Raw genomic sequence first — 25,591 nt, 5'->3', positions numbered from 1 at the left:
TCCCTCGTTAGTGGAACACTGGCGACGGCGCGTCCCACGCCGCCAACAGCTCGTCGGTGACCGGCGCCATCGTCAGCGAGGCCCCCGCCATGTCCAAACTCGTGATGTAGTTGCCGACCTTGCAGCGCGCGATTGTCACACCGTGGTCCTCGAGGTACCGCGCGACCTCCCCGTAAAGCAGGTACAGCTCGAGCAGCGGGGGTCGCGCCCATGCCGTTGACCATGACGATGACGGGATCGCTCGTGAAGTCGGCATCGTCGAGGATGGGGCGCGCCAACTGGGCGGCGAGGTCGTGCGCGGAGGCGATGGGAACGCGCTCGCGCCCGGGTTCGCCGTGGATGCCGATCCCCAGCTCCATGTGGCCTCGTCAGTCGAACGTCGGCTTGCCGGCCGCGGGAACGGTGCACGAGGTGAGGGCGACGCCGAAGGACCGAACTCGCGCGGAGACATCGGTGGCAACCGCCGTCACCTCGTCGAGGCTCGCCCCCTTCTCGGCCACCGCGCCGGCGATCTTCTCGACGAAGACGGTCCCGCCCACGCCGCGTCGACCCGTCGTGTACAGCGAATCCTGCACGGCGACGTCGTCGGCGACGACGACGGTCTCGACCCGCGTGCCCTCAATCATCTCGGCCGCCATCTCGAAGTTCATGACGTCGCCGGTGTAGTTCTTGACGATGTGCAGCACGCCCTTGCCGGCGTCGACCGCCTCGGTTGCCGCGAGAATCTGGTCGGGGACCGGGGAGGTAAACACCTCGCCGCAGCACGCGGCATCCAACATGCCCGGCCCCACATAGCCCCCGTGCAGCGGCTCGTGGCCCGAACCCCCGCCGGACACGATGCCGACCTTGTCGATCTGGCCGGCGTCGGCACGCAGGATGAGGTGATGATCGAGGTCAACGCGGTGGGTATCGGGGTGGGCCGCCGCGAAGCCCGTCAGGAATTCCGTGACGACAGTGTCCGCAGAGTTCAAGATTTTCTTCATAGCCCTATTGTGTCTCGCATCACCGCAGCTGTCAGGCAGAGCCGGATTTTGGAGCGTCGGTGAGACGGCGTGGGGCGCGACTAGGGTGGGGCTATGAGTGAGGAGACCCGCCAGACCCCGCAGGTTCGACACGCATCCGCACTGATCGGCCGCGACCCCGACGACGCGATCCTCGCGGCTGTCGCCGCCGGCAGATCGCTGGCCTCGCAACGCGTCGCCGAGCCGACGACGCCCCAAGACAACCCCGACGACGTCGAGGAATTCATCTACAAGCTCGGCCGCAAGGTCCCCCTGCGCGTGACGAACCGCTGGACGCCCTACCAGCTCATCGACTCCCTCTTCGTCGTCATCTCGGCGATCCCGACGTGCTGGCTCGCGTGGGTGCTGCTGCGCGAAGGCTTCCACATCTCGCTCGCCCGCATGGTCTACCTCGTCGTCTTCTGGATCGTCCTCACCTACATGGCGCTGCCGCGCCTGCACCAGATCCTGTCGATCCTCTACGTCCCCGACTACTACATCGGGCGCTCGCGCACCGCCGACGGGATCCTCGGCGACCCCATCAACCTGGCATTCCTCGGCGAGGAAGAAGACATCCACCTGGCCATGCGCGCCGCCGGGTGGACGATGGCCGACGACATCACCCTGTCCTCGGCCGCGAAGATCGTCTTCGCCTCGGTCTTCCGCCGCTCCTACCCCTCGGCCCCCGTCTCCCCGCTCTACCTCTTCGGCCACTCCCAAGCCTTCTCTTACCAGCAAGAGGTCGACGGCGACCCCTCCCAACGCCACCACATCAGGTTCTGGCCGGCCCCCGAAGACTGGGTCCTTCCCGGCGGCTACCGCGTCGACTGGCTGGCGGCGGCGACCTTCGACCGGGCCGTCGGGCTGTCGCTGTTCACGTTCCAGGTCACCCACAAGATCGACGAGAACATCGACCTCGAGCGCGACCACGTCGTGCGCTCCATCCGCCGCTCATGCCCGATCACGTCCGTCGCCGTCATCGCCGACGCCCAGACCGCCTACCACTCGCGCAACGGTGGCGGCGACCGCGTCATCACCGACGGCCACATGCCCGTCCTCGACGTCAACGCCATGAACGAGGAGGGGCTCATCTACTTCGAGGACAGCGCGTGGGACCACGACAAGGTCATGCGGTCCTCGCGCGAAAAGGCCAACGAGGCGCGCGAGGCCGGCAAGTCGCGCGTGCGTGACCACCACCTGCCGCCCCCGGCGATGATCGGCGCCTCCGTCCTCGTCGGGTTGCACATGCTCGAGTTGGCGCTCGCGGGGTTCCTGCTGACGACGCAGACCTCGGTCGACACGGGCGCGCCGTTGACGATCTACGATTCGCGGGCGGCCGGAATCGGCTTCCTCGTCGTCACGGCCATCATGGGGCTGTGCCTCGTCGGGACGCTGCTCAGGCGCAAGTGGCTGCGCCTCATGCTGCTGCTCGTCATGACGGCGACGGCGATCGTTCGCCTCATCGAGACCGTCCAAACGCAGGCCGTCCACACGAGTCTGTGGCTGATATCGGCAACACTCGCCGTCCTGGCGATCCTCGCGCTGACCTCGCCGAGCGTACGCGGGTGGGTGCGTGCCCAGTAGCGCCTAATCGTCTGCGGGTGTGGGCGGGGCGACGACGTCGCGGATGAACAGCCAGATGACGTACCACGTCAGCGCCCACCCGATGACGACGTAAAAGAGCAGGAGCATGCCCCACGCGCGCGGCCACATCACGAGGACGAGCCACGGCCAGATCCACGCGACGACGATGCCCAGGCCGCGCAGGGGATGGGCAAGCGCACACATGGCCGCGTGCGACCACGGCGAGGGGTGGCCCGGGTCGTGAGCTGTGATGGCGACGAGCCACGTGCCGCCGACACCGACGAGGCCGAGGCCGGCGATGACGGCGGCACCGGCGGCGAGCGCGCCCACGCCGCCGAGGATGAGTAGCGCTCGCAGAATCCAGGCGGCGACGAGACCGAGGGCGAGCATGGCGAGCCACCACGCGCTCACGCGGCCCCACGCCCGCCCGCGCCCAAACCCGTGAAAGAACGTCCGTACCGGCCGCGAGCCCTCGTCGGCGGCCAGCTGGGCAATGACGGCGACGGCGCGGCGTTGGGCCTCGCCCGCCGTAACAATGGGTAGGGACGACACGATGAGGCACGCGTTGACGATGACGACGTCGGCGGCAAGCGCCAACGTCTCGTAGAAGTTCCCGTCGGGGCCGAGTGTGCGTTGCCAGCGGTTCATGACGCACACTCTTTCACTCGCGCGCTCGACTCGGCGACGCGCAGCGTGCCGGGAATGAGAATATGGCGGTTTTCCTCGCCCTCCATGAGGGAAAACAGCAGGTCGCACGTGGCCGACACGATGGTCTCGGTGGGTTGAACGAGCGTCGTCAGCCGCGGGGTCGTAAACCGGGTGATCTCGATGCCGTCGAAGCCGGTGACGGATAGGTCATCGGGGACGCGGCCGAGGTCGGTGGCGGCGCGAATCGCGGCCAGCGCCAGCGCGTCGGTCATGGCGACGATCGCCGTGACGTCGGGGCGTTCGACGAGCAGGCGATGGGCCAGGCTGTAGCCGTAGTCGTAGGAATACGGCTCATGCTGGGTGTCCCCGCGACGCACCAGGGTGGTATCGCCGGGTATGCCGCACTCGGCGAGCGCCGCCGAAAACGCCTGCTCGCGCAGGTGGCCGACCGAGCGGTCGGCGACGTCGGAGCCGAGAAACGCGATGCGGCGGTGCCCCAGCGCGTGAAGGTGGGTAACGACGTCCGCGATGCCGCGCTTGTCGTCAATCGCGACCGAGGAATAGTCGGCACCGTCGAGGTGCGGGGCGCACGGCGTCGTGCACAACACTGAGGGGACGGTGACGTGAGCGAAGTCGGCGGGGCTGCGGTCGAACCAGCCGCCGAGAAAGATCATGGCCGCCGGATGGGTGACGGCGAGGGCACCCTTCGCGGCGGCGACCTCGTCGTGGGCGTGGGGGACGCGGACGACGGAGAGGAAGTATCCTCGCGCGCGGATATCGCGATCGACGAGATCCTGGATTTCCAGGAAGAACGGGTTCGTCGGGCCTTTGACGATGAGCGAAATGATGACGCGATTCGACGCGCGCAGATTGCGGGCGTGTTCGTTGGGTTGGTAATCGAGGGTCCGCGCCATCTCGCGGATGCGTCGCTTGGTCGCGGCGGCGATACCGGGTTGATCGTTCAGGGCGCGTGACACCGTCGTCACGCCGACACCGCAGGCTTTCGCGATGTCTTGGATTCTCACATGGGAAGTCATAATGTGCGGCCCGCCCGCTCACGCGGGCGGGCCGATCCTTTCCGGGCTCGCTTAGCCTTTGACGGCTCCGGCAACGACACCCTCGATGATGTACTTCTGCGCGAACATGTAGAACACGACGATGGGGACGATCGCGAGGACGAGCATCGCCATCAGCGCACCCATGTCGCGGTTGCCGTTCGAGCCAACGAGGAACTGAACGACGATGGGGATCGTGCGGAATCGCGACGAGGGCCCCAACACGAGCGAGGGCAGCAGGTAGTCATTCCACACCCACATGGCATTGAGGATGGCCACGGTGATCGCCGTGGGCTTGAGCATCGGCACGACAATCCGCGCGTAGTTTTGCAGCGGATTGCACCCGTCGATGCGCCCGGCCTCCTCAATTTCCAGCGGAATGGACTTCACGAAGCCCGAGAACATGAACACCGACAGCCCCGCGCCAAAGCCCAGGTAGAGCACGACCATGCCCAGGGGATTCGACAGGTGGAGACGGTCGGCGATCTGGACCGTGGGGAACATGACCATCTGGAACGGGATGACCATCGAGAAGACGAACAGGTAGTACAGCAGCGTTGTCCACCACCGCTTCACGCGGGTGATGTAGTACGCCGTCATGGCCGACAACGTGACGATGACGATGACCGAAATGATGGTGATGGTGAACGACCACAGCATCGCCGAGAAGAAGCCCGACAGCTGCAAACCGGTGACGTAGTTCGTGATGCCTGCCCACATCTCGCCCAGGGGCAGCGAGAACGGCGAGCTGGAGATCGCGAATCGCCCCTTAAACGAGTTGATGATGATGAAGACGATCGGACCCAGGAACACGCAGGTGAGGAACACGAGGATGGCGTACAGGGCACCCTTGCCGACGGCCGATGACCCGGTCGTATCCGCCCCGCGGCGCGGGGCTCGGTGTGCGGATCGAGATGTGCTCATGCTTCGATCTCCTTAGCGCGTGTAGCCCGCAGCTGGAAGAACGCGATCGCGACGACAACGACGACGAAAATGACGGCTTTCGCCTGGGCGACGCCTTCCTGGCCGACTTGGAAGAACATGGACTTGACGATGTTGAGGGCGACCATTTCCGTGGAGTTCTCCGGCCCACCGTTGGTGAGGGCGAGGTTCTGGTCGTACATCTTGAACGTGTTCGACAGCGTGAGGAACAGGCAGATGGTGATGGAGGGCATGACCATGGGGATCGTCACGTGGCGCAGCACGCTCCAGCGGTTCGCCCCGTCGATTTCGGCAGCCTCGGTCAGTTCCGGCGGCACGTTTTGCAGGCCGGCGATGTAGATAATCATCATGTAGCCGATGAGCTGCCAGTTGATGAGGATGATGAGGCCGATGTAGCCGTAGGTGCTGTCGGAGGTAATCGTCATCTCGTAGCGCGACAACACGGCGTTGATGATGACCTGCCACGTGTAGCCCAAGACGATGCCGCCGATGAGGTTCGGCATAAAGAACACCGTGCGGAAGAAGTTCGTTCCGCGCAGCTTGCGGGTGAGGACCCAGGCAATCGCGAAGGCGAGAATATTGACGGTGACGATCGAGACGATGACGACGGCGACGGTGAAGAGGAAGGCCGAGAGGAATCCCGAGCGCTCCTCAAACACCTTGACGTAGTTGTCGATGCCGTTGGGCGTCGCGTCGGTGATCGTGCGGAAGTCGGTGAACGAGAGAACAAACCCCATGATCATCGGCACGAGGAACGCGATAGCGAACGCGAGCAGTGTCGGCAGGACGAAGATGGGGAAATAGCGAATGAGGCGTTTGTCCATGGTGCTCCCTTCGTTAGGGCCCGGGCGCACGTGCGCCCGGGCCCTAAGCGATGCGGCGTTTAGCCGGCCTTGCCGGCCTTCCAGCCGTCGACGAACGTCTTCACGACCTCGTCCCACGGCTTGTTACCGGCGGCGTACTGCGCGAGCGCCTGACCGAAGGTGTCCTTGAAGTCCTGCGAGGGATAGGTCTGGAAGACCCAGGAGACCGTCGAGGTGTCCTTGCTCGCGATGGCCTCGTGGACCTGCTTGGCCAACGGATCGGAGGGGACGTCATTGGGTCCGAAGGACTTGTAGGGGGCGTTGAAGCCGAGATCCTTGGTGACGTACTGCTTGCCCTTGCCCATGAACAGCCAGTCGAGGAAGTCCAGCGTGGCCTTCTGATCGGCCTCGGACGCCTTGGCGTTGACCGCCATGTAGGCCTCGGTGCCAACCGCGATGCCCTGCTTGTCCTCATCGGGCAAGCCCATGTAGATCGGCATGAACTTGATGTCGTCTTCCTTCACCGTGTTGCCCTGAACCTCGGCGATCTGCGACCACGCCCAGTTGCCGTTCTGGACCATCGCGGCCTTGCCCTGAGCGAACTCGGCCATCGAGTCGGACACCGTCTTGGACGGGGTCAGCGACTTCGCCACTGTGGAGTCGGTGAGGTAGAGATCGAAGATCTGCTTGAACTGGTCGGCGTAGGTGAACTTGACGGTCTTGGAGTCCGTCACCTTCTCGTCCTTGAACTCGCGAGCAATCGCCATGTTCGACAGGTGGGTCTGCCAGCGCCAGTCCTCACCGCTGGCCAGCGACGTCGAGGCGAACACGCCGTCGATGCCCAGCTCGGACTTCTTGGCCTGCATGTCGTCCGCGACCTCCTTGAGGGTGGCGAACGAGTGGATCTCGTCGACCGACTTCACCTTTGCACCGGGAAGTGCGAAGTACTTGTTCATGATCGCCTGGTTGTAGATGATGCCGTAGCCCTCGACGGCAGCCGGCAGGCCGTAGGTCTTTCCGTCCTCGCCCTTGAGCGCGAGCTCGGGATCGGTCAGGTCCTTCGCCAGCTTCGTGTCAGAGAGGTCGCGGGCGTAGCTCTGCCACGTCTTCAGGCCGACGGGGCCGTTGATCTGGAACAGGGTCGGCGCCTCGGACTTGGCGACTTCCGACTTCAGGGTCTGCTCGTAGGTGCCCGACGCGGCGGTCGCCAGCTTGACCTTGACGCCGGTTTCGTCGGTGTAGGCCTTGGTGATCTTCTTGAAGGCCTCTTCCGATTCCGGCTTCCAGTTGAGGATGTAGACCGAACCGGCCTTGTCCTCATCGCCGCCTCCCGACGAGCAGGCGGCCAGGCCACCCAGAGCGAATGCGCCCACCACGGTGGCGGCGGCAAATCGAGTCAATCTAGACACGTCGATCCTCCCTTGGATCTCGTTGTATGCGCACCCCGTGCGGTGTTCGGAATCGTTTCCGAACTGGGTGGCGCTGTGACTTCTTTAACGTATGACCTGCGCAGGTCAGCGTCAAGCAGTTTTCGGAAACGTTTCCGAAAAGGTGTCACACATCACGCACGGGGTGGTCGATAGTATGCCGATTTCTCAGGGCAGCGGGCGCTCGCGCAACGCCGCCGACACGTCACCGAAGACGCGCATGAGGACGTCGGCATCGCCGGGAGCCATGTGGGCGACGAAGAGGGACTCCACAGACTCGCGCTCGGCGGCGCGCGCCGTGGCGAGAACCCGGTAGCCGGTGGGCGTCAACCTTGCCAGGGCGCCGCGGCGGTCGTTCCCGTCGGGAATCCGCTCGAGCAGGCCGCGCTTACTCAGGTGCTGTAGCCGGTAGGTCAGGCGCGGGCGCGAGACGACGGTCGCCGAGGCGAGGTCGCACAGCCGCATCTGCCCCGCGGGGGCTTCTGACAGGGTCAAGAGGATCTGGAAATCTGCCCGGTGGATGCCCGCGGCCTCGTGCATGATGTGTTCGCAGCTGCGCTCGAGCAGGGCCGAGGCCTCGACGTAGGTGCGCCACGCCCGCAGCCGCTTCGCGCTCTCCTCAGCTTGAGCGCGTGTGCGCGCGAAGATGACGGGCTCGATCCGCTCCCGGGGCTGATCCTGCTCCGCACCCATCGCGACCATCACCGCGTCGCGCGCGTCGCCGCGGCCTCGCCCTGCCCCTTCAGCGAGTGGTCGATCGGCGGCAGCGCCAGCGCCACGCACGTGATCGACCGTGCCGACGACGCCGTCCACGTGTCTTTGGTGGGAATGAGGGGATAGAGGTCGTAGGCGGACTTCGTGTAGTCGATTCCCACGTAGTCGAGGAAGTCCTTCTGGCACAGCGTCTGTGCGCGCGTCACCAGGGTCTCGGTGCCGGGGAACGACGAATCCGTCACCACGTGGGAGCCGACGACCTCGGAATTGTGCGAGCGCGTGCACGAGACCGTATCGACGTCGGCGATATCGGCAGAACCTGTGAGGATGTCGTCCGACGCGGTGAAGCAGTCCCCGGCCTTCAGCGTGTACGTCGCCGACGAACACCCTGTCAAGACGCCGCCACCCACCACCGCGCAGGCAAGCGCGGCGAGGATGCGACGAGGCGTGCTCATCGTCCTCACAGCCCCGGGATGACGAAGCGGAGGATCCAGAAGAACACGGCACCGACGATCGCCGCAGCCGGCAGCGTGAGCACCCACGCGACGGCGATGTTGCCGGCCACGCCCCACCGCACGGCGCTCAGCCGCTTCGTCGCGCCGACGCCCATGATGGCCGCGGACACCGACTGGGTCGTCGAGATGGGAGCGTGGAACACGTACGCCGCCAGGTAGAGCACCGAGGCCGACGTCGTCTCGGCGATGAAACCGTGGGCCGGGGTGACGGCGATGACCTTGGTGCCGAGCGTGCGCATGATGCGCCCGCCGCCGAAGTACGTCCCGATGGAAATGGCACCCGCGGCGGCGAGCTTGACCCACAGCGGAATCGTCAGCTCGCCGGTTTGCGCGTGAGGCGCGTGATAGCCGGCCGCCAGCAGCGCCATGACGATGACGCCCATCGTCTTCTGCGCATCCTGCAGGCCGTGCCCGAGCGCCATGAGGGCGGCCGAAACCCGCTGCATCATGCGGAAGCGGCTCATCGTCGCGTGATAGGGGGCACGCGCGAGCAGGAACAACACCGACTTCATGAGGAGGAACGCGACGACGAAGCCGACGAGGGGCGAGACGACCATGGGGACGATGACGTGGCCGACGATCCCGCTCCAATACACGTGCGTCGACGAGGCCAACCCCGCGCCCGCGAGCCCACCGATGAGGGCGTGCGAAGACGACGACGGCAACCCGAACCACCACGTGATGATGTTCCACGTGATCGCGCCCAACAGCGCCGAGAGGATGATGGTCAGGCCCAGCAGCCGGATCTCCTCGGCAGGGGCCTCGGTGTAGTGGGAAATGTCGATGATTCCCTCACCGATGGTCGAGGCCACCCCCGTGCCCATCATCGCGCCGAGGATGTTCATGACGGCCGCCATGATGAGGGCGGCGCGCGGCTTGAGCGCATTCGTCGACACGCACGTGGCGATGGCGTTCGCGGCGCGTCGTGAAAACCGTTGGTGAAGTCGAAGATGAGCGCGATCGCAATCGTCACCGCAACGACGACGAAGATGACGTCCACCGTTTACGACTCCTTGAGGTACACGGTTTCGACCGTGTTCGCCAGCGTCTCGAACCGATCGATGGCGGCCTCGAGAGACTCGATGATGTCCTTGAGCTTGATGACAGCGATCGGATCCGACTCGGTCTCGAACAGCTCGGCCAGCATCTTGCGATAGGCCTTGTCGCCCTCGTTCTCCAGTCGGTTGATCTCGACCGTGAAGGACTTGAGGTTCTTCAGCGTCTTCAACTTCGGCATGGCCTCGGCCGTCAGCTCCGCGCACTGCTGGAGGATCTCGACCTGCTGGGTCACGCGCGAGGGGATCTCGGCGATCTTGTACAACACGATGATGTCGGCGACCTCGTCGATGAGATCGAGGCAGTCGTCCAGCGTCGAGGCCAGCAGGGAAATGTCGTCACGATCCATCGGCGTGACGAACGTCTGGTCGAGCATCCGCGCCACCGTGTGCGTGATCTCGTCATTGCGGTGCTCAACATCGTGCAGCGCGTTGCGGTGCTCAGCCCGATCGGGCTCGGGCGCCGACACGGTCTGCGCCAGCAGCTTGGTCCCCTCAAGGAGGTTATTGCCGGCCTGAGTGAACAGGTCGTAGAAGTCCTCTTTCGGACCTTTGCGTCGAAGAATCACAGTGCCTCCACTGCTGGGTGAACCGACGATGTCGCTAACAGGCTAATGCATGAAAACGGACTCGCTCGCCAGCGCAGCAGGCTGAGCGGCCCCCAAGTCGAACGCGCGGGAGCACCGAGAGGAGCAGGCCGCGGCTAACGGTGGACCAAAGTCCCGGCCGCCAGGTATGAAAGGGCGCCGGACCGAGAAGCGCCAGTCGGCGCTAAGGCCGCTCGAAGCGGCTAAAAATGGAGCCCGGGGCTAAACGGTCCGACGCCACTGCCAGTCTACGTGGCCACCACAGCCCCTGCGCGCGCGAGTCAACGCGAGAAGTTTCTCGCCCCCGCGCCAAATAATATGCGACGATGGCCGCGGGTGAATGCCCCCAATACAACGACAAGCCTGCCCACACCGCCCGCGTGGGCCGGCGGCGTGTGCCTCATGCTGTTTGGCCTCGCGCTCGCGGCCGCCGCGCTCGCCCGATCGACGCGTTGACAGCGTGGCCGTCGTCGCCGTCATCGTCTTTGCCTGCGGATGGGGGCGCCTCGTTCACGCCCCGGCACCGGGAATCTCCGCCGTCATCATCGCCGTCATGGCCCTGGCGAGCCTCGGCGTCGTCCGCGTGACCATGGACGCCGCGTGGGGCGTCTACGTCGCCGGCTTCGTCGTGTGCGCGGCCTTCATCGGTGAAATGGTGCGCGGACGCGGGCGAACGTCGGTCCTGGGCTCGCTGGCTACCACGGTGACGGGGACCGTGCTCGCCATGACGACGATCGCGTGGATCGCCCTGGAAAACTACCGGGTGTGGCTCATCCTCGCTCACCCCATGGGGATCTGCCTCGTCGTTGCCGGCGCCTGCCTGTTCCTGCGCGGCAGCGTGTGGATGCGCGTGCTCACCTCGATCGTCTTGTGCACGCTGGGTGGACTGGTTGCCGTCGGACTCGTCATGGTGGCCGGCCTGGGCGCCAATGATTCGATCCTCGTGGCCTCGGCATCGGTCGGGACAACCGAGCCGATGATCGCCATGCTGACGGTCTTCGGCGCTTTCGGGATGGTCTCCGGTCTCGTCGTCGCCGGCTGCCACGCGTTCTTTGCCGGACGAATGGCCCCGACCTCGCTCATGGGCGCGGCCGCGCTGGGAATGATCCCGTGGCTGACGGCCGCGATCCCCGTGTATGCGTTCGCGCGCATCATGGGCGGCTAACGCCCCGGCATAGCGCCACCTACCACAGCTTTTAGGGTGGAGCCATGATGACTCTGCCCGACGACCTTCCCCCGTCCCTGTATCCCCTCGCCTGGCTGCTGGGCAGCTGGCGCGGCTGGGGAACCGCACCCGCGATGGGCGAGGAGGGCGAGGACCGCCCGCTCGTGTTCGCCCTCGACGTCACTCACGACGGCGACGACCTTCGCCACCACCTGCGTGTCTCCTACGCCGAGGCCGCCGACGGGATCGACGTCATGGCCGACGCCGCGCGCGGCCTCGCACTGCTGACCCCTCGGGACGAGGCCTGGGAAGAAACGGGCACCTGGCACCTGACGCGCTCGGAGCCGGCACAGGGACCGGGCACCGAAACCTTCGGCGAGGGCACCCTGCGCCTGCGCGGCGGCCGATTTGGTGGAGAGGGCCTGTGGGCCATTCGCTGCCAGGGCCCGGCATCGGCGCGCGCATCAGCGACATTGACGGCCTCAGTGAGAATGGCACCCGCATCGTCGAGGCCTCGCGCATGTACGGCCTCGTCGGCGGCGAACTCATGTGGGCCGAGAAGCCGCCCTCAACGGCGAGGACATCCGCCCAGCCGTCACCGCCCGCCTGGCGAGGGAGGACGCGTGAGCCACCCCGACTACCTCGACATCATCGATGACCCCGCCGGAGAACAGCACGCCCTCGCCACGGGAGCCGGCATCGTCGTCCTTGACGATCGCGACACCGTCAGCGTCACCGGTCCCAATCGCCTCACCTGGCTGACGACCCTGTCGAGCCAGATCGTCACCGACATCGGCGAGGAATCACGCGAACTCCTCCTCCTCGACGCCCAGGGCCACATCGCCCACGCCGCCGGCGTCATCGACGACGGCGAGACGACGTGGCTGCTCACCGACGCCGGGCGCGGGCCGGCGCTCGCGGCATTCCTCGAGTCCATGCGGTTCCTCCTGCGCGTCGAGGTCGCCGAGCGCAGCACGGAGGTGTGCCAGCTTGGAATGAGCGCCGCGGGGCCGCTGCGCGCGGCCATCGAGCAGCTGCGCGGCGAGGGCGTCATCGGGATCTGGGACGACCCGTGGCCGGGCGTGTGCCCCGGGGAACGACGTATTCCGATATCGCCGACCACCCGGGCACCCACTGGGCCGCGACGATCGTGCTTGCTGAGCGAGAACGGGCCGATGCCCTCGCCGATCGCGCCTGCGAGCTGGCCGCCTCTGCGGGCTTCCCCTGTCGACCGACGACGCTACGTCGTCGCCGCTCCCCGCCGCGTCGGGCGCGCGGCGTGGGAGGCCCGCCGCATCGCGACCTACCGCCCCCGGCTGGATCGCGAGGTCGATGAGCGCGCGCTGGCGCACGAACTCGATTGGCTGCGCACAGCCGTGCACCTCGACAAGGGCTGCTACTGCGGCCAGGAGACGGTCGCGCGCATCGTCAACCTCGGGCGCCCGCCCCGCCGCCTCGTTCACTGCGAATTCGACGGCTCGGATTCGCTGCTGCCCCCGCCCGGAGCCGCCATCGAGGCTGCCGGTCGGGCCATCGGGACGGTGACGTCGGCGGCGCGCGATGCCTGGGACGGCCCCGTCGGCCTGGGCCTGGTCAAGCGGTCTGCACGCGCCGGCGAGGCGAGCGTGACGTGGGAGGAGGACGGCCACAGCTACGCCGTCGCCGCCACCCTCACGCCGATCGTCAGCCCCGACGGGCGCGCCGCCGCCAGCCCCGAGACCCGCCCCGGGCGCGGCATGGCCCGCGTCGCCGGCGCCGCCGAGGGCATGCGGCTGGGTGGAATCTGAGACAGAGAAGGACGAGTTATGCGAGCAGTCATTCAGGTCGCGCGCGACGCATCCGTCAGCGTCGACGGCACGGTCGTCGGCACTTACGAGGGACTCGGACTCGTCGTCCTCCTCGGCGTCACCCACGACGACGGCCCCGACCAGATCGAGCGCGTCGCCCGCAAAATCGCCCAGCTGCGCGTGCTGCCGGGCGAGCGCTCGGCCGAGGACGAGGGCGCGCCGATTCTCCTCGTCAGCCAGTTCACCCTCTACGGCGACACCCGCAAGGGGCGGCGCCCCTCGTGGACCCGCGCCGCCCCGGGCGACGTCGCCGAACCCATCTACGAGGCGGTTGCCGAGGCCCTGCGGGCTCGCGGCTGCGCGTCGCCCAGGGCGTCTTCGGCGCGATGATGGACGTCCGCCTTCACGAACGTCGGCCCGATGACCGTCCTCGTCGAGGCCGAAGCCTGAGGGCGCGACGCGACTCGGGCGGGCGCGAGGTCTCTCACGCCGGTGGCGAACAGAAGCGAGAAGTGCCCGCGCGCCCTCGCATAATGGGGGAGGTTACCGGATAAGGAGACTCCATGTTCGAACGCTTTACCGACCGGGCCGACGGGTCGTCGTCTTGGCACAGGACGAGGCGCGCAGTCTCAAGCACAACTACATCGGCACCGAGCACCTCCTGCTCGGGCTGATCCGCGAGGGCGAAGGCGTCGCCGCCAAGGCGATGGAAATGATGGACCTGAACCTCGACAAGGTGCGCGAGCAGGTCGTCGAGATCATCGGTGAGGGGCAGAGCGCCTCGAGTGGACACATCCCGTTCACGCCGCGCGCGAAGAAGGTCCTCGAGCTGTCGCTGCGCGAGGCCCTCCAGCTGGGGCACCACTACATCGGCACCGAACACATCCTGCTCGGCCTCATTCGCGAGGGCGCCGGCACGGCCGCCCAGGTGTTCGCCAACCTCAACATCGACCTGACGCAGGTGCGGCAAAACGTCGTGTCGCTGCTGTCGGGCTACCAGCAGTCCGGGCAGGGCGAGGGCGGCGAGACCGTCGGTGTCGGCTCGGGCAGCCAGGAGCCGCAAAAGTCCGGCTCGGCCATCCTCGATCAGTTCGGACGCAACCTGTCGCAGGCGGCGGTTGAAAACAAGCTCGATCCCGTCATTGGGCGCAAGACCGAGATGGAACGTGTCATGCAGATCCTGTCGCGGCGCACGAAGAACAACCCGGTCCTCATCGGCGAGCCGGGTGTCGGTAAGACCGCGGTCGTCGAGGGGCTCGCCCAGGCGATCGTTGCCGGGGACGTGCCCGAGACGCTGAAGGACAAGCAGCTGTACTCCCTCGACATGGGGTCGCTGGGTCGCAGGCTCGCGCTACCGCGGTGATTTCGAGGAGCGCCTGAAGAAGGTCCTCAAGGAGATTCGCACCCGCGGCGACATCATCTTGTTCATCGACGAGATCCACACCCTCGTCGGTGCGGGCGCGGCCGAGGGGGCCATCGACGCCGCCTCCATCCTTAAGCCCATGCTCGCGCGTGGCGAGCTACAGACGATCGGCGCGACGACGACCGAGGAGTACCGCAAGTACATCGAAAAGGACGCGGCGCTGGAGCGGCGCTTCCAGCCCGTCCAGGTCGACCAGCCCAGCGTCGAGGAGACGATTGCGATCCTCAAGGGGCTGCGCGACCGCTACGAGGCCCACCACCGCGTCGTCATCACCGACGAGGCCATCGATTCCGCGGCCAACCTCGCCGACCGCTACATCTCCGATCGGTTCTTGCCGGACAAGGCGATCGACCTCATCGACGAAGCCGGCGCGCGCCTGCGCATCCACCGGATGACGGCCCCGCCCGAGATCCGCGAGCTGGATGAGAAGGCCGCCGGGGTGCGTCGGGAGAAGGAAGCGGCGATCGACAATCAGGACTTCGAGGCCGCGGCGAGCCTGCGCGACGACGAGAAGAAGCTGGGCGAAGAGCGAGCGCGCCTCGAGGCCGAATGGAAGTCCGGCGACCTCAACTCGCTGGCCGAGGTCGACGCGGACGCCGTCGCTGAGGTCCTCGCGATGTCGACGGGCATCCCGGCGGCGCGGATCTCCCAAAAGGAATCGACGAAGCTGCTCAAGATGGAAGACGAGCTGCACAAGCGCATCATCGGCCAGGACGAGGCCGTCAAGGCGCTTTCGCGCTCGATTCGCCGCACCCGCGCGGGCCTGAAGGACCCCAAGCGCCCCGGCGGCTCGTTCATCTTCGCCGGCCCCACGGGCGTGGGCAAGACCGAGCTGGCGAAGACGCTCGCCGAATTCCTCTTCGGCGACGAAGACGCGCTTATCCAGCTCGACATGTCCGAGTTCTCCGAGAAGCACACCTCGGCGCGCCTCTTCGGCGCTCCTCCGGGATACGTCGGCTACGACGAGGGCGGGCAGCTGACCGAGAAGGTCCGCCGCAAGCCGTTCTCGGTCGTCCTCTTCGACGAGATCGAGAAGGCCCACCCCGACATCTTCAACGCCCTGTTGCAGATCCTCGAGGACGGTCGCCTCACCGACTCGCAGGGTCGCTCGGTCGACTTCAAGAACACCGTCATCATCATGACGACGAACCTCGGCACGCGTGACATCAACCGCGGCGTCCTCACGGGCTTCCAGGCGCACGGGGAGTTGGCGACCGACTACGAGCGGATGAAGGGCAAGGTCAGCGAGGAACTCAAGCGCCAGTTCCGCCCCGAGTTCCTCAACCGCGTCGACGAGGTCATCGTGTTCCCGCCGCTCGAGCGCGACCAGATTCGCGAGATCGTCTCGCTGCTCATCGCGCGCGTCAACGCCCGGATGGCCGATCAGGGCATGTCGCTCGAGCTGACCCCGGCCGCACAGGAACTGCTGGCCGAGCGCGGCTACGATCCCGTGCTGGGCGCGCGCCCGCTGCGTCGCGTCATCCAGCGCGACATCGAGGACCAGCTCTCTGAGCGCATCCTCTTTGGCGAGATCACGGAGGGCATGAACGTCCTCATCGACGTCGCCGAGTCCGACAACGGCGAGAAGGAATTCACCTTCACCGGCCGCTGATGAGGCCTAGGAGGGGCCCGGTGCGCAGGCGCCGGGCCCCGTCGTCTATCGGGGGAGCGCTCGCGTGGCACAATAGTGTGCCGTGACGAGCGCTTCGCCGTATCGCTGGATCAGCGCGACCTTCGGGATTCTCATCGGTCTCGGAACGATCCTTCTCATGCTGCCGATCGCGCGCACGGGCGCGCCTGCGTGGCCTCAAGGGGGCGCAGTCCCGACGTGGGGACCGGTGATTGACGGCGGGGCACCACTGAGCGTCGCTCTGTTTTCGGCGACATCGGCGTCGTGCGTGACGGGCCTCATCGTCGTCGACACGGCGACGTATTGGACCCCGTTTGGTCAGGCCGTTTTGCTGGCGCTCATGGAGATCGGCGGGTTGGGGACGATGACGGTCGCCGCGTTCGTCGCCCGCATTGTCCGCCACCGGCTGTCGCTGCGCACCCGTTGGGACACGGCGGTCGCCGCCTCGGCGCCGGGGATCGGCGACCTCAACCGGATCCTCAGCCTGACGGTGACGATCGCCGTGACGACGCAGCTGGTGGCCGCGACCGTCCTCGCGGTGCGGTTCATGGTCGCGTACGGCTATTCCTTTGAGCGCGCCGTGTGGCACGCGGTGTTTCACGCCGGTAGCGCCTACAACAACGCGGGGTTCGCGCTGCACACGGACTCCCTCGCGGGGTTTGTCCACGACCCGTGCGTGCTCATCACGCTGGCGCTGCTCATCATCATCGGTGGTTTGGGTTTTCCCGTCATCATCGAGCTGCTGGGCACGCACCGCTTGCGCAGCCTGCACGCGCGCATGGTTGTCGGCGTCACGGCGGTCGCCCTGGGGGTCGGCACCGTGTTCATGGCCGTGTGCGAATGGAATAACCGGGCGACGCTGGCGAATCTCAACGTCGTCGACAAGTGGGTCAACGCGTTCTTCACCGCCGTCTCCCCGCGCACGGCCGGATTCAACTCCCTCGACATCGCCCACATGCACCCGTCGACGTGGTTTGGCACGGACATTCTCATGCTCATTGGGGCCGGGCCGGCCTCGACGGGCGGCGGCCTGAAGGTGACGACGGTCGGTGTGGTTGCCGCGATCACGTGGGCGCAGGTGTGCGGACGCGACCGCGTCCACGTCGGGCGCTGGCGGGTCAGCGACCACGTTCAGGGGCAGGTGGTCACCCTCGTCGGTCTGGCATCGGCCCTCATCGTCGGGGCCACGATGGCGCTCATGGCGCTCACCCCCTACGGCCTCGATCGCTGCCTCTTCGAGGTGATCTCAGCCTTCGCCACCGTGGGGTTGACGACGGGCATCACCCCGCAGCTGCCCGTCGCCGCCCAGGCGGTCCTCGTCGCCCTCATGATTATCGGGCGCATCGGGCCGTTCACGCTGGCGGCGGCCCTGTCGATGCGCCGCCAGCCCCTGCTCTATGACCGACCGGTCGACAACGTCCTCGTCGGCTAGCTGACGGGCGCGGCCGTAATCGTGCCGGTCTTGGCGTCACGCGAGAGGACGAACGTCGTCTTCGCCGTGATCTCGACGGCACCGCCGACCGAGCACATGTTGACCTTCGTGATCGGCAGGGTGAGGACGCGCGGAGTGTCGCCGACGGTGACAACGAGCCAATTGCTCGAATCCGTCGTCTTGGGGGTCACCCCGGCTTTGGCGAGTGCGTCGCGGTAGGCCGCGGGAATCTCGCTGTCGGGCGCGTAGGGGCAGACGATCGCACCTCTGCTCCAACTCGAAATCGTCCCGAAGCGCTGGGGGAGCGGGCTGGGTGTGCCCGTCGTGGACAGGGGCTGGAGCGCCTCGATGAACGCCTGGGCATCGGCGCTCTCGTCCGAGGATGCGGCAGAGGACGAGGTCTTCGTCGAGGGCGCGGGCGTCGACGCGTCAGACGTCGTCGAGGCGTCGGTGGAGGGCGTGCTGGGCGTGCAGGCGGCAAGTGCGAGCGCCGCGCAGGCGGCGAATGTAACCGGAAGAATGCGACGAGTCATAACGTGACTCTACGCTGCTTCGCCTCTCACCGAGTGCCGGTGACGCGCGCGAGCGCAGCGACGATAATCTCGGGAGACTTGCGCATGAGCAGGTGCGGAGTGCGGAAATGCCGCTCGCCGGTGACGGGGGCCGTCGAGGAACGCCGCAGTTCGATGAGCCCCCGGTGCTGTTGGGCGCTCCAGCGTCCCGGGCGCCCCCCGGCCTCGGCGACGATGACGTGAGTGGGGCACGCCAGGGTGGGGGAGCCTGCGTCGGTGGGGCCATCTGGCGGAGGCGTCGCGGCGCGCCGCATGGCGGCGACGGCGTGGGCCCAGCGATGACAGGCCACGGTGATGCGCAGGTCGGCACGGGCGCGCTCGCGACGGACGTAGCGGTCCCACTCCTCGCGCCGGGTGATGGTGTCTTGCCCGTAAAGCAGCGCCCCGGCCTCGACCAGTCGCCACGCGATCTCGGCCGCGCGCGTGTGGGCGAGCACGCGCAGCGGGCGCGGCAGAGCCGGTTCCGTGGCCGAGGCGATCGTCGCGTCGGCCAGCACGAGTCCCGCGACTCGCTCGGGATAGTGGCGCGCGCACGCCTCGGCGACCAGGCCGCCGAGGGAATGGCCGACGAGCACGGCGGGATGCGCCGGATCGAGGCGCTGAGCCACCTCGCCTGCGATCGCCTCGACGTCCACGTCGCGCCCGACGAGGTCGGCCAAGTCGCAGACCTCGACCTCGCCCCACCCGGCCGCCCGGGCACGCGCGCACACGTCCGACCAGGCCCCACCTCGCACGGCGAGGCCACCGATAGCGACGACGCGGGGGCGACTCATGCGCGCGACCTCAGCGATTCACTGCGCAGCGACACGGCCACCAGCACCCACACGATGAGCCCGATGAGCGAGACGCGTTGAAAGACGCCCGCGGCCTCGGAGTGCACGAGCGCGAGGCCGGCCGTGACGAGCGCCGTGACGATGTGCGTGAGCGCGGTCAGATGGGCAACGGCCTCGCGAGCCTGCGGGCGGCGCCGGTGACACCACAGCCACCACCCGGTCAGCCCCAGCGTCGCCATGTTGGCAACCGCCGACGTCATCGTATGGATGTTGTGGGACAGCCCCAACGTCCCCGCCTCGTCGCCGGCCGCACACACCGCGGACAGGCTCGGCGCACAGGCCATGGGAAAAATCGAATCGAGAACGGTGGCGAGGGCAAATACCGCGATCATGGCGCACGCCGGACGCGTGAACGCCCGCGAGCGCCACCCAAATAGCCCCGCGCACGCGGCGCAGATCGCCGCCAGCGTGTCGCCGACGCGGACGATGGCGTTTCCGGGTTGATTGATAGCCGCCAGCTCAGAGACGTAGGAGCGCCACAGCGGCATCGCCGGGTTGAACCACGGTTGGGCGATCCACAGCGAATAACACACCGTGCCGATGAGGACGCAGGCAAATGCGCGGTGAGTAAATGGTCGCAGGCGACGCGGACGCGGCACGGGGGGACTCCTTCCGGTCAGTGTGTGACACACTATCGCACCCCTCCATCCTTCCTCCCGCCGCGAGCTCACCCTCGCGCGACGAGCGTGAGACTGGAGACAATCGGCCCTCTCACCCGGCACCGCACCCGCGCGCTCTCTAGCCTGGAAGAGCGCCGTTACACGCGGCGACTCATCCGCGCGAAAGAAAGGTGTCGCATGACGTCCGTAGCCGAACAGCTCGTTGCTCAACTGGAGATGGCTGGGGTGCGCCACATTTACGGCATCGTCGGTGACTCCCTGAACCCGGTCGTCGACGCCGTGCGCCGCTCGAAGCAGATCAGCTGGATCCAGACCCGCCACGAGGAGGTCGCCGCGTTCGCCGCGGCCGCCGAGGCCGAGATCACCGGCCGCCTCGCCGTGTGCGCCGGCTCGTGCGGCCCGGGCAACCTTCACCTCATCAACGGCCTCTACGACGCCAACCGCACGCGCGTGCCCGTGCTGGCGATCGCCTCGCACATCCCGACCCCGCAAATCGGGACTTTGTTCTTCCAGGAAACCCACCCCGACCGGCTGTTCAACGAATGCTCGGTGTATTCCGAGATGATCTCCTCGCCCGCCCAGATGCCGAGGATCTCGCGCACCGCCATCCAGCACGCCCTGGCGGGCCCCGGGGTCGCCGTCATCACCCTGCCCGGCGACGTCGCGAAGGCTGCCGCCGACGACTCCCAGCCGCTGACGATCACCAGCCCCCACCCGGCCCGAATCGTCCCGGCGGACGAGGACGTGCGCGCGCTCGCGGCCGCCATCAATGAGGCCGAGAAGGTCACGTTCTTCGTCGGCCACGGCGCGATGGGCGCCCACGACGAGGTCCTCGACATCGCCAAGCTCGCCAACGCCCCGATCGGGCACTCGCTGCGCGGCAAAGAGGCGATTCAATGGGACAACCCCCACGACGTCGGCATGTCCGGGCTGCTGGGATACGGCGCCTGCCAGACGGCGATGGAGAAGGCCGACCTGCTCGTCCTCGTCGGCACCGACTTCCCCTACAACCAGTTCTTGCCCGCCAAGGTCCGCACGGCCCAGATCGAACTGGACGCCGCACACCTGGGGCGGCGCACCCGCCTCGACCTCGCGATCCACGGCGGCGTGCGCGAGACGATGACGGCGTTGCGCGGCCTCGTTCAGCAAAAGGAGAACTCGAAGTTCCTCGACGACATGGTGAGCGAACACCGCTCGCTCATGGACAAGGTCGTCGGTGCCTACACCGATACCCCGGCTGCCGACGCCACCGGGCCGATCCACCCCGAATACGCCGCAGCCGTCATCGACCGCCACGCCGGCGAGGACGCGATCTTCACCGTCGACACCGGCATGTGCAACGTGTGGGCAGCCCGCTACCTCCACCTGGGGCCCAACCGCCGCATGATCGGCTCGTTCCTCCACGGCTCGATGGCGAATGCGATGCCTCACGCGATCGGGGCGGCGCTCGCGGATGCGGAGCGTGCGCGCCCGGTGATCGCCCTGTGCGGCGACGGTGGGCTGTCGATGCTGCTGGGTGACCTGTTGACGGTGAAGGCGTATGAGCTGCCCGTGAAGATCATCGTCATGAACAATTCGACGCTGGGCATGGTGAAGCTCGAGATGCTCGTCGAGGGCCTGCCCGATTACGCGACTGATCACGCGAGCGTCGACTATGCCCAGATCGCGGCCGGGATGGGACTGCGCAGCGTTCGGGTCGAGAAGCCGGGCGACCTCGACGCCGTCATCGCCTCGGAGCTGTCGCGCCCGGGGCCGGCGCTCATCGATATCGTCACGGATCCGAACGCCCTGTCGCTGCCGCCGAAGGTGACGCCGGAGCAGATGAAGGGCTTCGCGACGGCCATGGCCAAGGAGGTCCTGTCGGGCTCGGCCAGTGACGTCATGTCGATGGCGCGGTCGAACCTGCGCAACATCCCGCGCAAGTTCGGCATGAACTAATTGCAGTATCGCCGTCGTGGCGCGCGTCGAGACCGATGGTCGGGCGCGCGCCACGCGTGTATCCGTCGCGAGCGGGTAAGGCGGCGCGCGGCGACTGTTTGGGCGGGTTTATCCACAGCGCGCGCGAATGGCCGCGGTGGTGCCGGTGGTGCGGATAGTCTCGGAGGGTCCCCACGTCCCGCATCCCCCTCATGAGTGTCGATAGGGGAGCGAGCAGAGAGGCTCCCTCCATGTTGCAGCTGTGGCCATTCCCTCGCGTGTCCGCGCACCTGTGCCAGCCCAACCGCGCGGTATATGCGCGCGGAGTGATCGTCGCCCTTTCGATCGCCGCCGTCGCGGCGACGACAGCGTGCTCGCACGAGCCGGAGGCGGCGCCATCTGCCCCGCCACGGGAGTCAACGCCGAGCTTCGCACCGCCCAGCGGCGACGTCTGGCCCTACGAGACCCCCAGCCTCTCACCCGACGCCGAACGCGACGACGACGCCGGCGCGTGTGCGGTGGCGGAATACCTCATGGATGCAATCTCCTACGACGCCGTGCGTGGCCGGCACGACGCCCTGGATCGATACAGTCTTCCCGAGTGCCCGACCTGTCAAGAATTCAGCGACAGCATTGATGACGAGGTGCGCAATGGCGGCTGGACTCGCGGCGATTATTCGACGATCACGGGCCGCTCGATTCTCGGCCCGCAAGACGGCGACGACGCCTCGATTGTTTACTGCGTATTTGACGCGGACGTTGCCGAGGCACAGGTGTGGGATGGGGTTTCCGATGCGGTGACGTATTACGGGGAAGGAACGGCGCGGTTCGTCTTTCAAATGCAACGCACAGAGCGCGGGTGGCGCGTCAAAGATTGGAGCAGCCGCACCGATAGGGAGATTTCGTGATGGCCTCCAGGAGAACGCTTTGCTGTGTAGTGGCGTCCGTACTTGCCGCGAGCGTGTGCCTCATTGTCCCAGCCCCACCGACATATGCGGCTGTCAAAGGTGACGATTGCGGCGGCATCGTGTCTGCCGGCGACACCATTACTGTCACCCGCGTTGAGCGTACTCGCACGCGCACGGGTGGGAGTACGGGCGCCCGGCCGCAGCGGGCAGTATCGCCCGCGTCGGTGAGGGGCGGCCAGACTCGGCTCGCGCGCCCGCGCGTCTACCCGGGCGATAAGCGGTTTACGTCCTACACCGATAGGGGACCGCTGGCCGCCACGCCGGCGAACCTCGCCATGCTCCTGCGCGACTATCACGATCCCGCTCCGGCCACCCCGCGCCCCAGACGCACCGCGCCCGCTCGCCAGTCCGTACAGCCCGAGCTCATCGAGACCGTGCGCACGTACATGGCGACGCATCGCATCGACCCGGCCGGCCTGGTCATGCAACCGCCGCAAAACGACGTGCTCATCAACGAACCCGTCATCGTCTACACGACGAGGCGCCACCAAGACTTCGTTCTCACCCTCGGCGAGACCACCGTGCCGATTCACGCCCAGGCGGTGTTGTATCGCTACGCGTGGGGCGACGGCGAGACGACAACGACGACCCGGCAGGGCGCGCCCTACCCCAAGCCGACGATCACCCACACGTATCGGCGCGGCGAACCCACCCGCATCACGTTGACGACGACGTGGAAAATCACCGCGAAAGATCCCGTCACCGGCGCGTGGATCGAACTCGAGACACCGCTGACGACGACCGAGACCAGCCGCACGTTTGCGCTCGTCTCCGCGACGACCTACCTCACCAACCCGACCTACGCGCCGCCGGCCTCGTAACCGGGCAGCCCCAAGTCCGCCGCCACCAGCGGTTAGGGCGCGCAGATGATGCACGTCGTGCCGGCACGCGGCCGAGTGATGGAGGTCACTCGTATCCGCGGAATATATGCCAGCTACCGAAAGTTGAGCCTGTCAGACTCAAGAAATCGAGCGTGCGTTTGGCGCCCGCCGCTAAACGTCGTAAGGTTGAGCCAAGACGACTCAAGGGCGCCGGCAGGCGCAGTGAAGGAGACAGACTTATGGGACGCGCAGTTGGTATTGACCTCGGCACGACAAACTCGGCGCTGGCCGTCATGGAGGGCTCGGAGCCCACGGTCATCGCAAACGCCGAGGGGCAGCGCACGACCCCGTCGGTCGTGGCGTTCTCGAAGTCCGGCGAGGTTCTCGTCGGCGAAATCGCGAAACGCCAGGCCGTGACGAACGTCGACCGGACGATCAGCTCGGTCAAGCGCCACATGGGCACCGACTGGAAGATCGACATCGACGACAAGTCGTACAACGCCCAGCAGATCAGCGCATTCATCCTCGGCAAGCTCAAGCGTGACGCCGAGGCCTACCTGGGTGAGGACGTGACCGACGCGGTCATCACCGTCCCCGCCTACTTCAACGACGCCCAACGTCAGGCGACGAAGGACGCCGGCAAGATCGCCGGCCTCAACGTCCTGCGTATCGTCAACGAGCCGACGGCTGCGGCGCTCGCCTACGGCCTGGAAAAGGGCAAGGAAGACGAACTCATCCTCGTCTTCGACCTCGGTGGTGGCACCTTCGACGTGTCGCTGCTCGAAGTCGGCAAGGACTCCGACGGATTCTCGACCATTCAGGTCCGCGCGACCAACGGCGACAACCACCTCGGTGGTGACGACTGGGATCAGCGGATTCTCGACTGGCTCGTCGCCCAGGTGAAGAACAAGGACGGCGTCGACCTGTCAAAGGACAAGGTCGCCCTCCAGCGCCTGCGCGAGGCCGCCGAACAGGCGAAGAAGGAGCTGTCGTCGGCGACGTCGACGCAGATCTCCATGCAGTACCTGTCGATGTCCGAGTCCGGCCCGATCCACCTTGACGAGCGCCTCACCCGCGCCCACTTCCAGGAGATGACCTCGGACCTGCTCGAGCGCACGAAGGTGCCCTTCACCTCGGTCATCAAGGATGCCGGGATCTCGGTTAACGAAATCGACCACGTCGTTCTCGTCGGCGGCTCCACGCGTATGCCGGCGGTCTCCGACGTCGTCAAGGAGCTGACGGGCGGGCGCGATGCGAACAAGGGCGTTAACCCCGACGAGGTCGTCGCCGTCGGCGCGGCCCTGCAGGGCGGCGTCCTCCAGGGCGACCGCACCGACGTCCTCCTCATCGACGTCACCCCGCTGAGCCTGGGTATCGAAACCAAGGGCGGCATCATGACGAAGCTCATCGAGCGCAACACGGCCATCCCGACCAAGCACTCCGAGATCTTCTCGACCGCCGACGACAACCAGCCCAGCGTGCTCATCCAGGTCTACCAGGGCGAGCGTCAGTTTGCCCGCGACAACAAGCCGCTGGGGACGTTCGAGCTGACCGGCATCGCCCCGGCTCCGCGCGGCATCCCCCAGATCGAGGTCACCTTCGACATCGACGCCAACGGCATCGTCCATGTCTCGGCCAAGGACAAGGGCACGGGCAAGGAGCAGTCGATGACGATCACCGGCGGCTCGGCTCTGGGCAAGGAAGAGATCGACCGGATGATGAAGGAAGCCGAGGCGCACGCCGAGGAGGACAAGAAGCGTCGCGAGGACGCCGAGACGCGCAACGAGGCCGAGCAGACGGTCTACGGCATCGAAAAGCTCATCAAGGACAACAAGGACAAGCTCAGCGACGACATCGTTACCGATGTCGAGGGTGCGCTTGCCGACGTCAAGAAGGCACTTGAGGGCGACGACACCGCCGCGGTGAAGTCCTCGCTCGAGACCCTCAACACGAAGGCCCAGGCGATCGGTCAGGCTATCTACGCCCACGCTCAGGCCGAGCAGGCCCAGCAGGAGGGTGGCGCGGCCAACACCGACGGTGGCGATGATGACGTCATCGATGCCGAGGTCGTTGACGACGAGAAGTAATCGGA

The 25,591-nt window shown here is 66.8% G+C and carries 19 protein-coding genes and 4 pseudogenes; 10 read left to right on the top strand and 13 right to left on the bottom strand.

Annotation, left to right across the window (positions count from 1 at the left end; all coding sequences use genetic code 11):
• Nucleotides 1–7: 7 nt before the first annotated feature.
• Nucleotides 8–983 (bottom strand): annotated as a pseudogene (gene dhaK / locus H8R18_RS07930) (dihydroxyacetone kinase subunit DhaK).
• 93 nt (nucleotides 984–1,076) lie between these two features.
• Here dhaK and H8R18_RS07925 point away from each other — a divergent pair.
• Nucleotides 1,077–2,585 (top strand): LssY C-terminal domain-containing protein, encoded by a 1,509-nt coding sequence (locus H8R18_RS07925; protein WP_191071496.1) that lies wholly within the window; start codon nucleotides 1,077–1,079, stop codon nucleotides 2,583–2,585.
• 3 nt (nucleotides 2,586–2,588) lie between these two features.
• On the opposite strand, the gene H8R18_RS07920 is transcribed toward H8R18_RS07925, so the two are convergent.
• From H8R18_RS07920 to H8R18_RS07880, 9 genes and pseudogenes are all read right to left on the bottom strand, one after another.
• The gene (locus H8R18_RS07920; protein ID WP_191071495.1) at nucleotides 2,589–3,233 is read right to left on the bottom strand and encodes a MusI family membrane protein; all 645 of its coding nucleotides are present in this window, start codon (nucleotides 3,231–3,233) and stop codon (nucleotides 2,589–2,591) included.
• Nucleotides 3,230–4,258, bottom strand: a complete 1,029-nt coding sequence (locus H8R18_RS07915) for a LacI family DNA-binding transcriptional regulator (protein WP_194189240.1) — start codon at nucleotides 4,256–4,258, stop codon at nucleotides 3,230–3,232. Before H8R18_RS07915 ends, H8R18_RS07920 begins: the two co-directional genes overlap by 4 nt.
• A gap of 63 nt (nucleotides 4,259–4,321) precedes the next feature.
• Entirely contained in the window at nucleotides 4,322–5,212 is an 891-nt protein-coding gene (locus tag H8R18_RS07910) for a carbohydrate ABC transporter permease (protein WP_191071493.1), read from the bottom strand.
• Complete coding sequence (locus H8R18_RS07905; protein ID WP_191071492.1) at nucleotides 5,209–6,054, bottom strand: carbohydrate ABC transporter permease; 846 nt, start codon at nucleotides 6,052–6,054, stop codon at nucleotides 5,209–5,211. Before H8R18_RS07905 ends, H8R18_RS07910 begins: the two co-directional genes overlap by 4 nt.
• A gap of 59 nt (nucleotides 6,055–6,113) precedes the next feature.
• Nucleotides 6,114–7,442, bottom strand: coding sequence for an ABC transporter substrate-binding protein (locus H8R18_RS07900; RefSeq protein ID WP_191071491.1), 1,329 nt, complete (start codon nucleotides 7,440–7,442; stop codon nucleotides 6,114–6,116).
• A gap of 186 nt (nucleotides 7,443–7,628) precedes the next feature.
• A complete protein-coding gene (locus H8R18_RS07895) occupies nucleotides 7,629–8,153 on the bottom strand; it encodes a MarR family winged helix-turn-helix transcriptional regulator (protein WP_191071490.1) in 525 nt (174 codons plus the stop codon).
• 8 nt (nucleotides 8,154–8,161) lie between these two features.
• On the bottom strand, nucleotides 8,162–8,629 hold the full coding sequence (locus H8R18_RS07890; protein ID WP_191071489.1) for a septum formation family protein: 468 nt from the start codon (nucleotides 8,627–8,629) through the stop codon (nucleotides 8,162–8,164).
• Nucleotides 8,630–8,634: 5 nt separating this feature from the next.
• Nucleotides 8,635–9,689 (bottom strand): annotated as a pseudogene (locus tag H8R18_RS07885) (inorganic phosphate transporter).
• A 3-nt stretch (nucleotides 9,690–9,692) separates the two neighbouring features.
• A complete protein-coding gene (locus tag H8R18_RS07880; protein ID WP_191071487.1) occupies nucleotides 9,693–10,313 on the bottom strand; it encodes a DUF47 domain-containing protein in 621 nt (206 codons plus the stop codon).
• A gap of 478 nt (nucleotides 10,314–10,791) precedes the next feature.
• Between H8R18_RS07880 and H8R18_RS07875 the strand changes: the two genes are divergently transcribed.
• The 5 genes and pseudogenes from H8R18_RS07875 (at nucleotide 10,792) to H8R18_RS07855 (ending at nucleotide 17,768) form a co-directional block, all read left to right on the top strand.
• Nucleotides 10,792–11,496, top strand: coding sequence for a hypothetical protein (locus tag H8R18_RS07875; protein WP_194189239.1), 705 nt, complete (start codon nucleotides 10,792–10,794; stop codon nucleotides 11,494–11,496).
• A gap of 44 nt (nucleotides 11,497–11,540) precedes the next feature.
• A complete protein-coding gene (ygfZ, locus tag H8R18_RS07870) occupies nucleotides 11,541–13,283 on the top strand; it encodes a CAF17-like 4Fe-4S cluster assembly/insertion protein YgfZ (RefSeq protein WP_194189238.1) in 1,743 nt (580 codons plus the stop codon).
• Nucleotides 13,284–13,301: 18 nt separating this feature from the next.
• Nucleotides 13,302–13,733: pseudogene (gene dtd, locus H8R18_RS07865) on the top strand (D-aminoacyl-tRNA deacylase).
• A 113-nt stretch (nucleotides 13,734–13,846) separates the two neighbouring features.
• Nucleotides 13,847–16,318, top strand: a pseudogene (locus H8R18_RS07860) (ATP-dependent Clp protease ATP-binding subunit).
• An 82-nt stretch (nucleotides 16,319–16,400) separates the two neighbouring features.
• Nucleotides 16,401–17,768, top strand: a complete 1,368-nt coding sequence (locus H8R18_RS07855; protein WP_227712796.1) for a TrkH family potassium uptake protein — start codon at nucleotides 16,401–16,403, stop codon at nucleotides 17,766–17,768.
• Here H8R18_RS07855 and H8R18_RS07850 read toward each other — a convergent pair.
• Genes H8R18_RS07850 through H8R18_RS07840 form a run of 3 tightly spaced genes read right to left on the bottom strand, consistent with a single transcriptional unit; the run spans nucleotide 17,765 to nucleotide 19,772 of the window.
• Complete coding sequence (locus tag H8R18_RS07850) at nucleotides 17,765–18,301, bottom strand: hypothetical protein (protein WP_191071481.1); 537 nt, start codon at nucleotides 18,299–18,301, stop codon at nucleotides 17,765–17,767. The genes H8R18_RS07855 and H8R18_RS07850 overlap by 4 nt on opposite strands.
• A gap of 26 nt (nucleotides 18,302–18,327) precedes the next feature.
• Complete coding sequence (locus H8R18_RS07845) at nucleotides 18,328–19,113, bottom strand: alpha/beta fold hydrolase (protein ID WP_191071480.1); 786 nt, start codon at nucleotides 19,111–19,113, stop codon at nucleotides 18,328–18,330.
• Nucleotides 19,110–19,772, bottom strand: coding sequence for a DUF998 domain-containing protein (locus H8R18_RS07840; protein ID WP_191071479.1), 663 nt, complete (start codon nucleotides 19,770–19,772; stop codon nucleotides 19,110–19,112). The genes H8R18_RS07845 and H8R18_RS07840 overlap by 4 nt, the downstream gene beginning before the upstream one ends.
• A gap of 198 nt (nucleotides 19,773–19,970) precedes the next feature.
• Here H8R18_RS07840 and H8R18_RS07835 point away from each other — a divergent pair, with 198 nt between their 5' ends.
• The 4 genes from H8R18_RS07835 (at nucleotide 19,971) to dnaK (ending at nucleotide 25,586) form a co-directional block, all read left to right on the top strand.
• The gene (locus H8R18_RS07835) at nucleotides 19,971–21,731 is read left to right on the top strand and encodes a pyruvate dehydrogenase (protein ID WP_191071478.1); all 1,761 of its coding nucleotides are present in this window, start codon (nucleotides 19,971–19,973) and stop codon (nucleotides 21,729–21,731) included.
• 305 nt (nucleotides 21,732–22,036) lie between these two features.
• A complete protein-coding gene (locus tag H8R18_RS07830) occupies nucleotides 22,037–22,618 on the top strand; it encodes a DUF6318 family protein (RefSeq protein WP_191071477.1) in 582 nt (193 codons plus the stop codon).
• Between the two features lie 119 nt (nucleotides 22,619–22,737).
• Entirely contained in the window at nucleotides 22,738–23,499 is a 762-nt protein-coding gene (locus H8R18_RS07825) for a hypothetical protein (RefSeq protein ID WP_194189236.1), read from the top strand.
• A gap of 239 nt (nucleotides 23,500–23,738) precedes the next feature.
• Nucleotides 23,739–25,586 carry a molecular chaperone DnaK gene (gene dnaK, locus H8R18_RS07820; RefSeq protein WP_191071475.1) on the top strand — a complete coding sequence of 616 codons (1,848 nt, stop codon included), beginning with the start codon at nucleotides 23,739–23,741 and terminating at the stop codon, nucleotides 25,584–25,586.
• Nucleotides 25,587–25,591 lie beyond the last annotated feature (5 nt).

The sequence above is a fragment of the Nanchangia anserum genome, assembly GCF_015240065.1.
In the GTDB taxonomy this organism is placed as follows: Bacteria; Actinomycetota; Actinomycetes; order Actinomycetales; family Actinomycetaceae; genus Nanchangia; species Nanchangia anserum.
The sequence above is the reverse complement of the archived record's forward strand: the minus strand, read 5'-3'. Positions and strand labels throughout refer to the sequence as shown.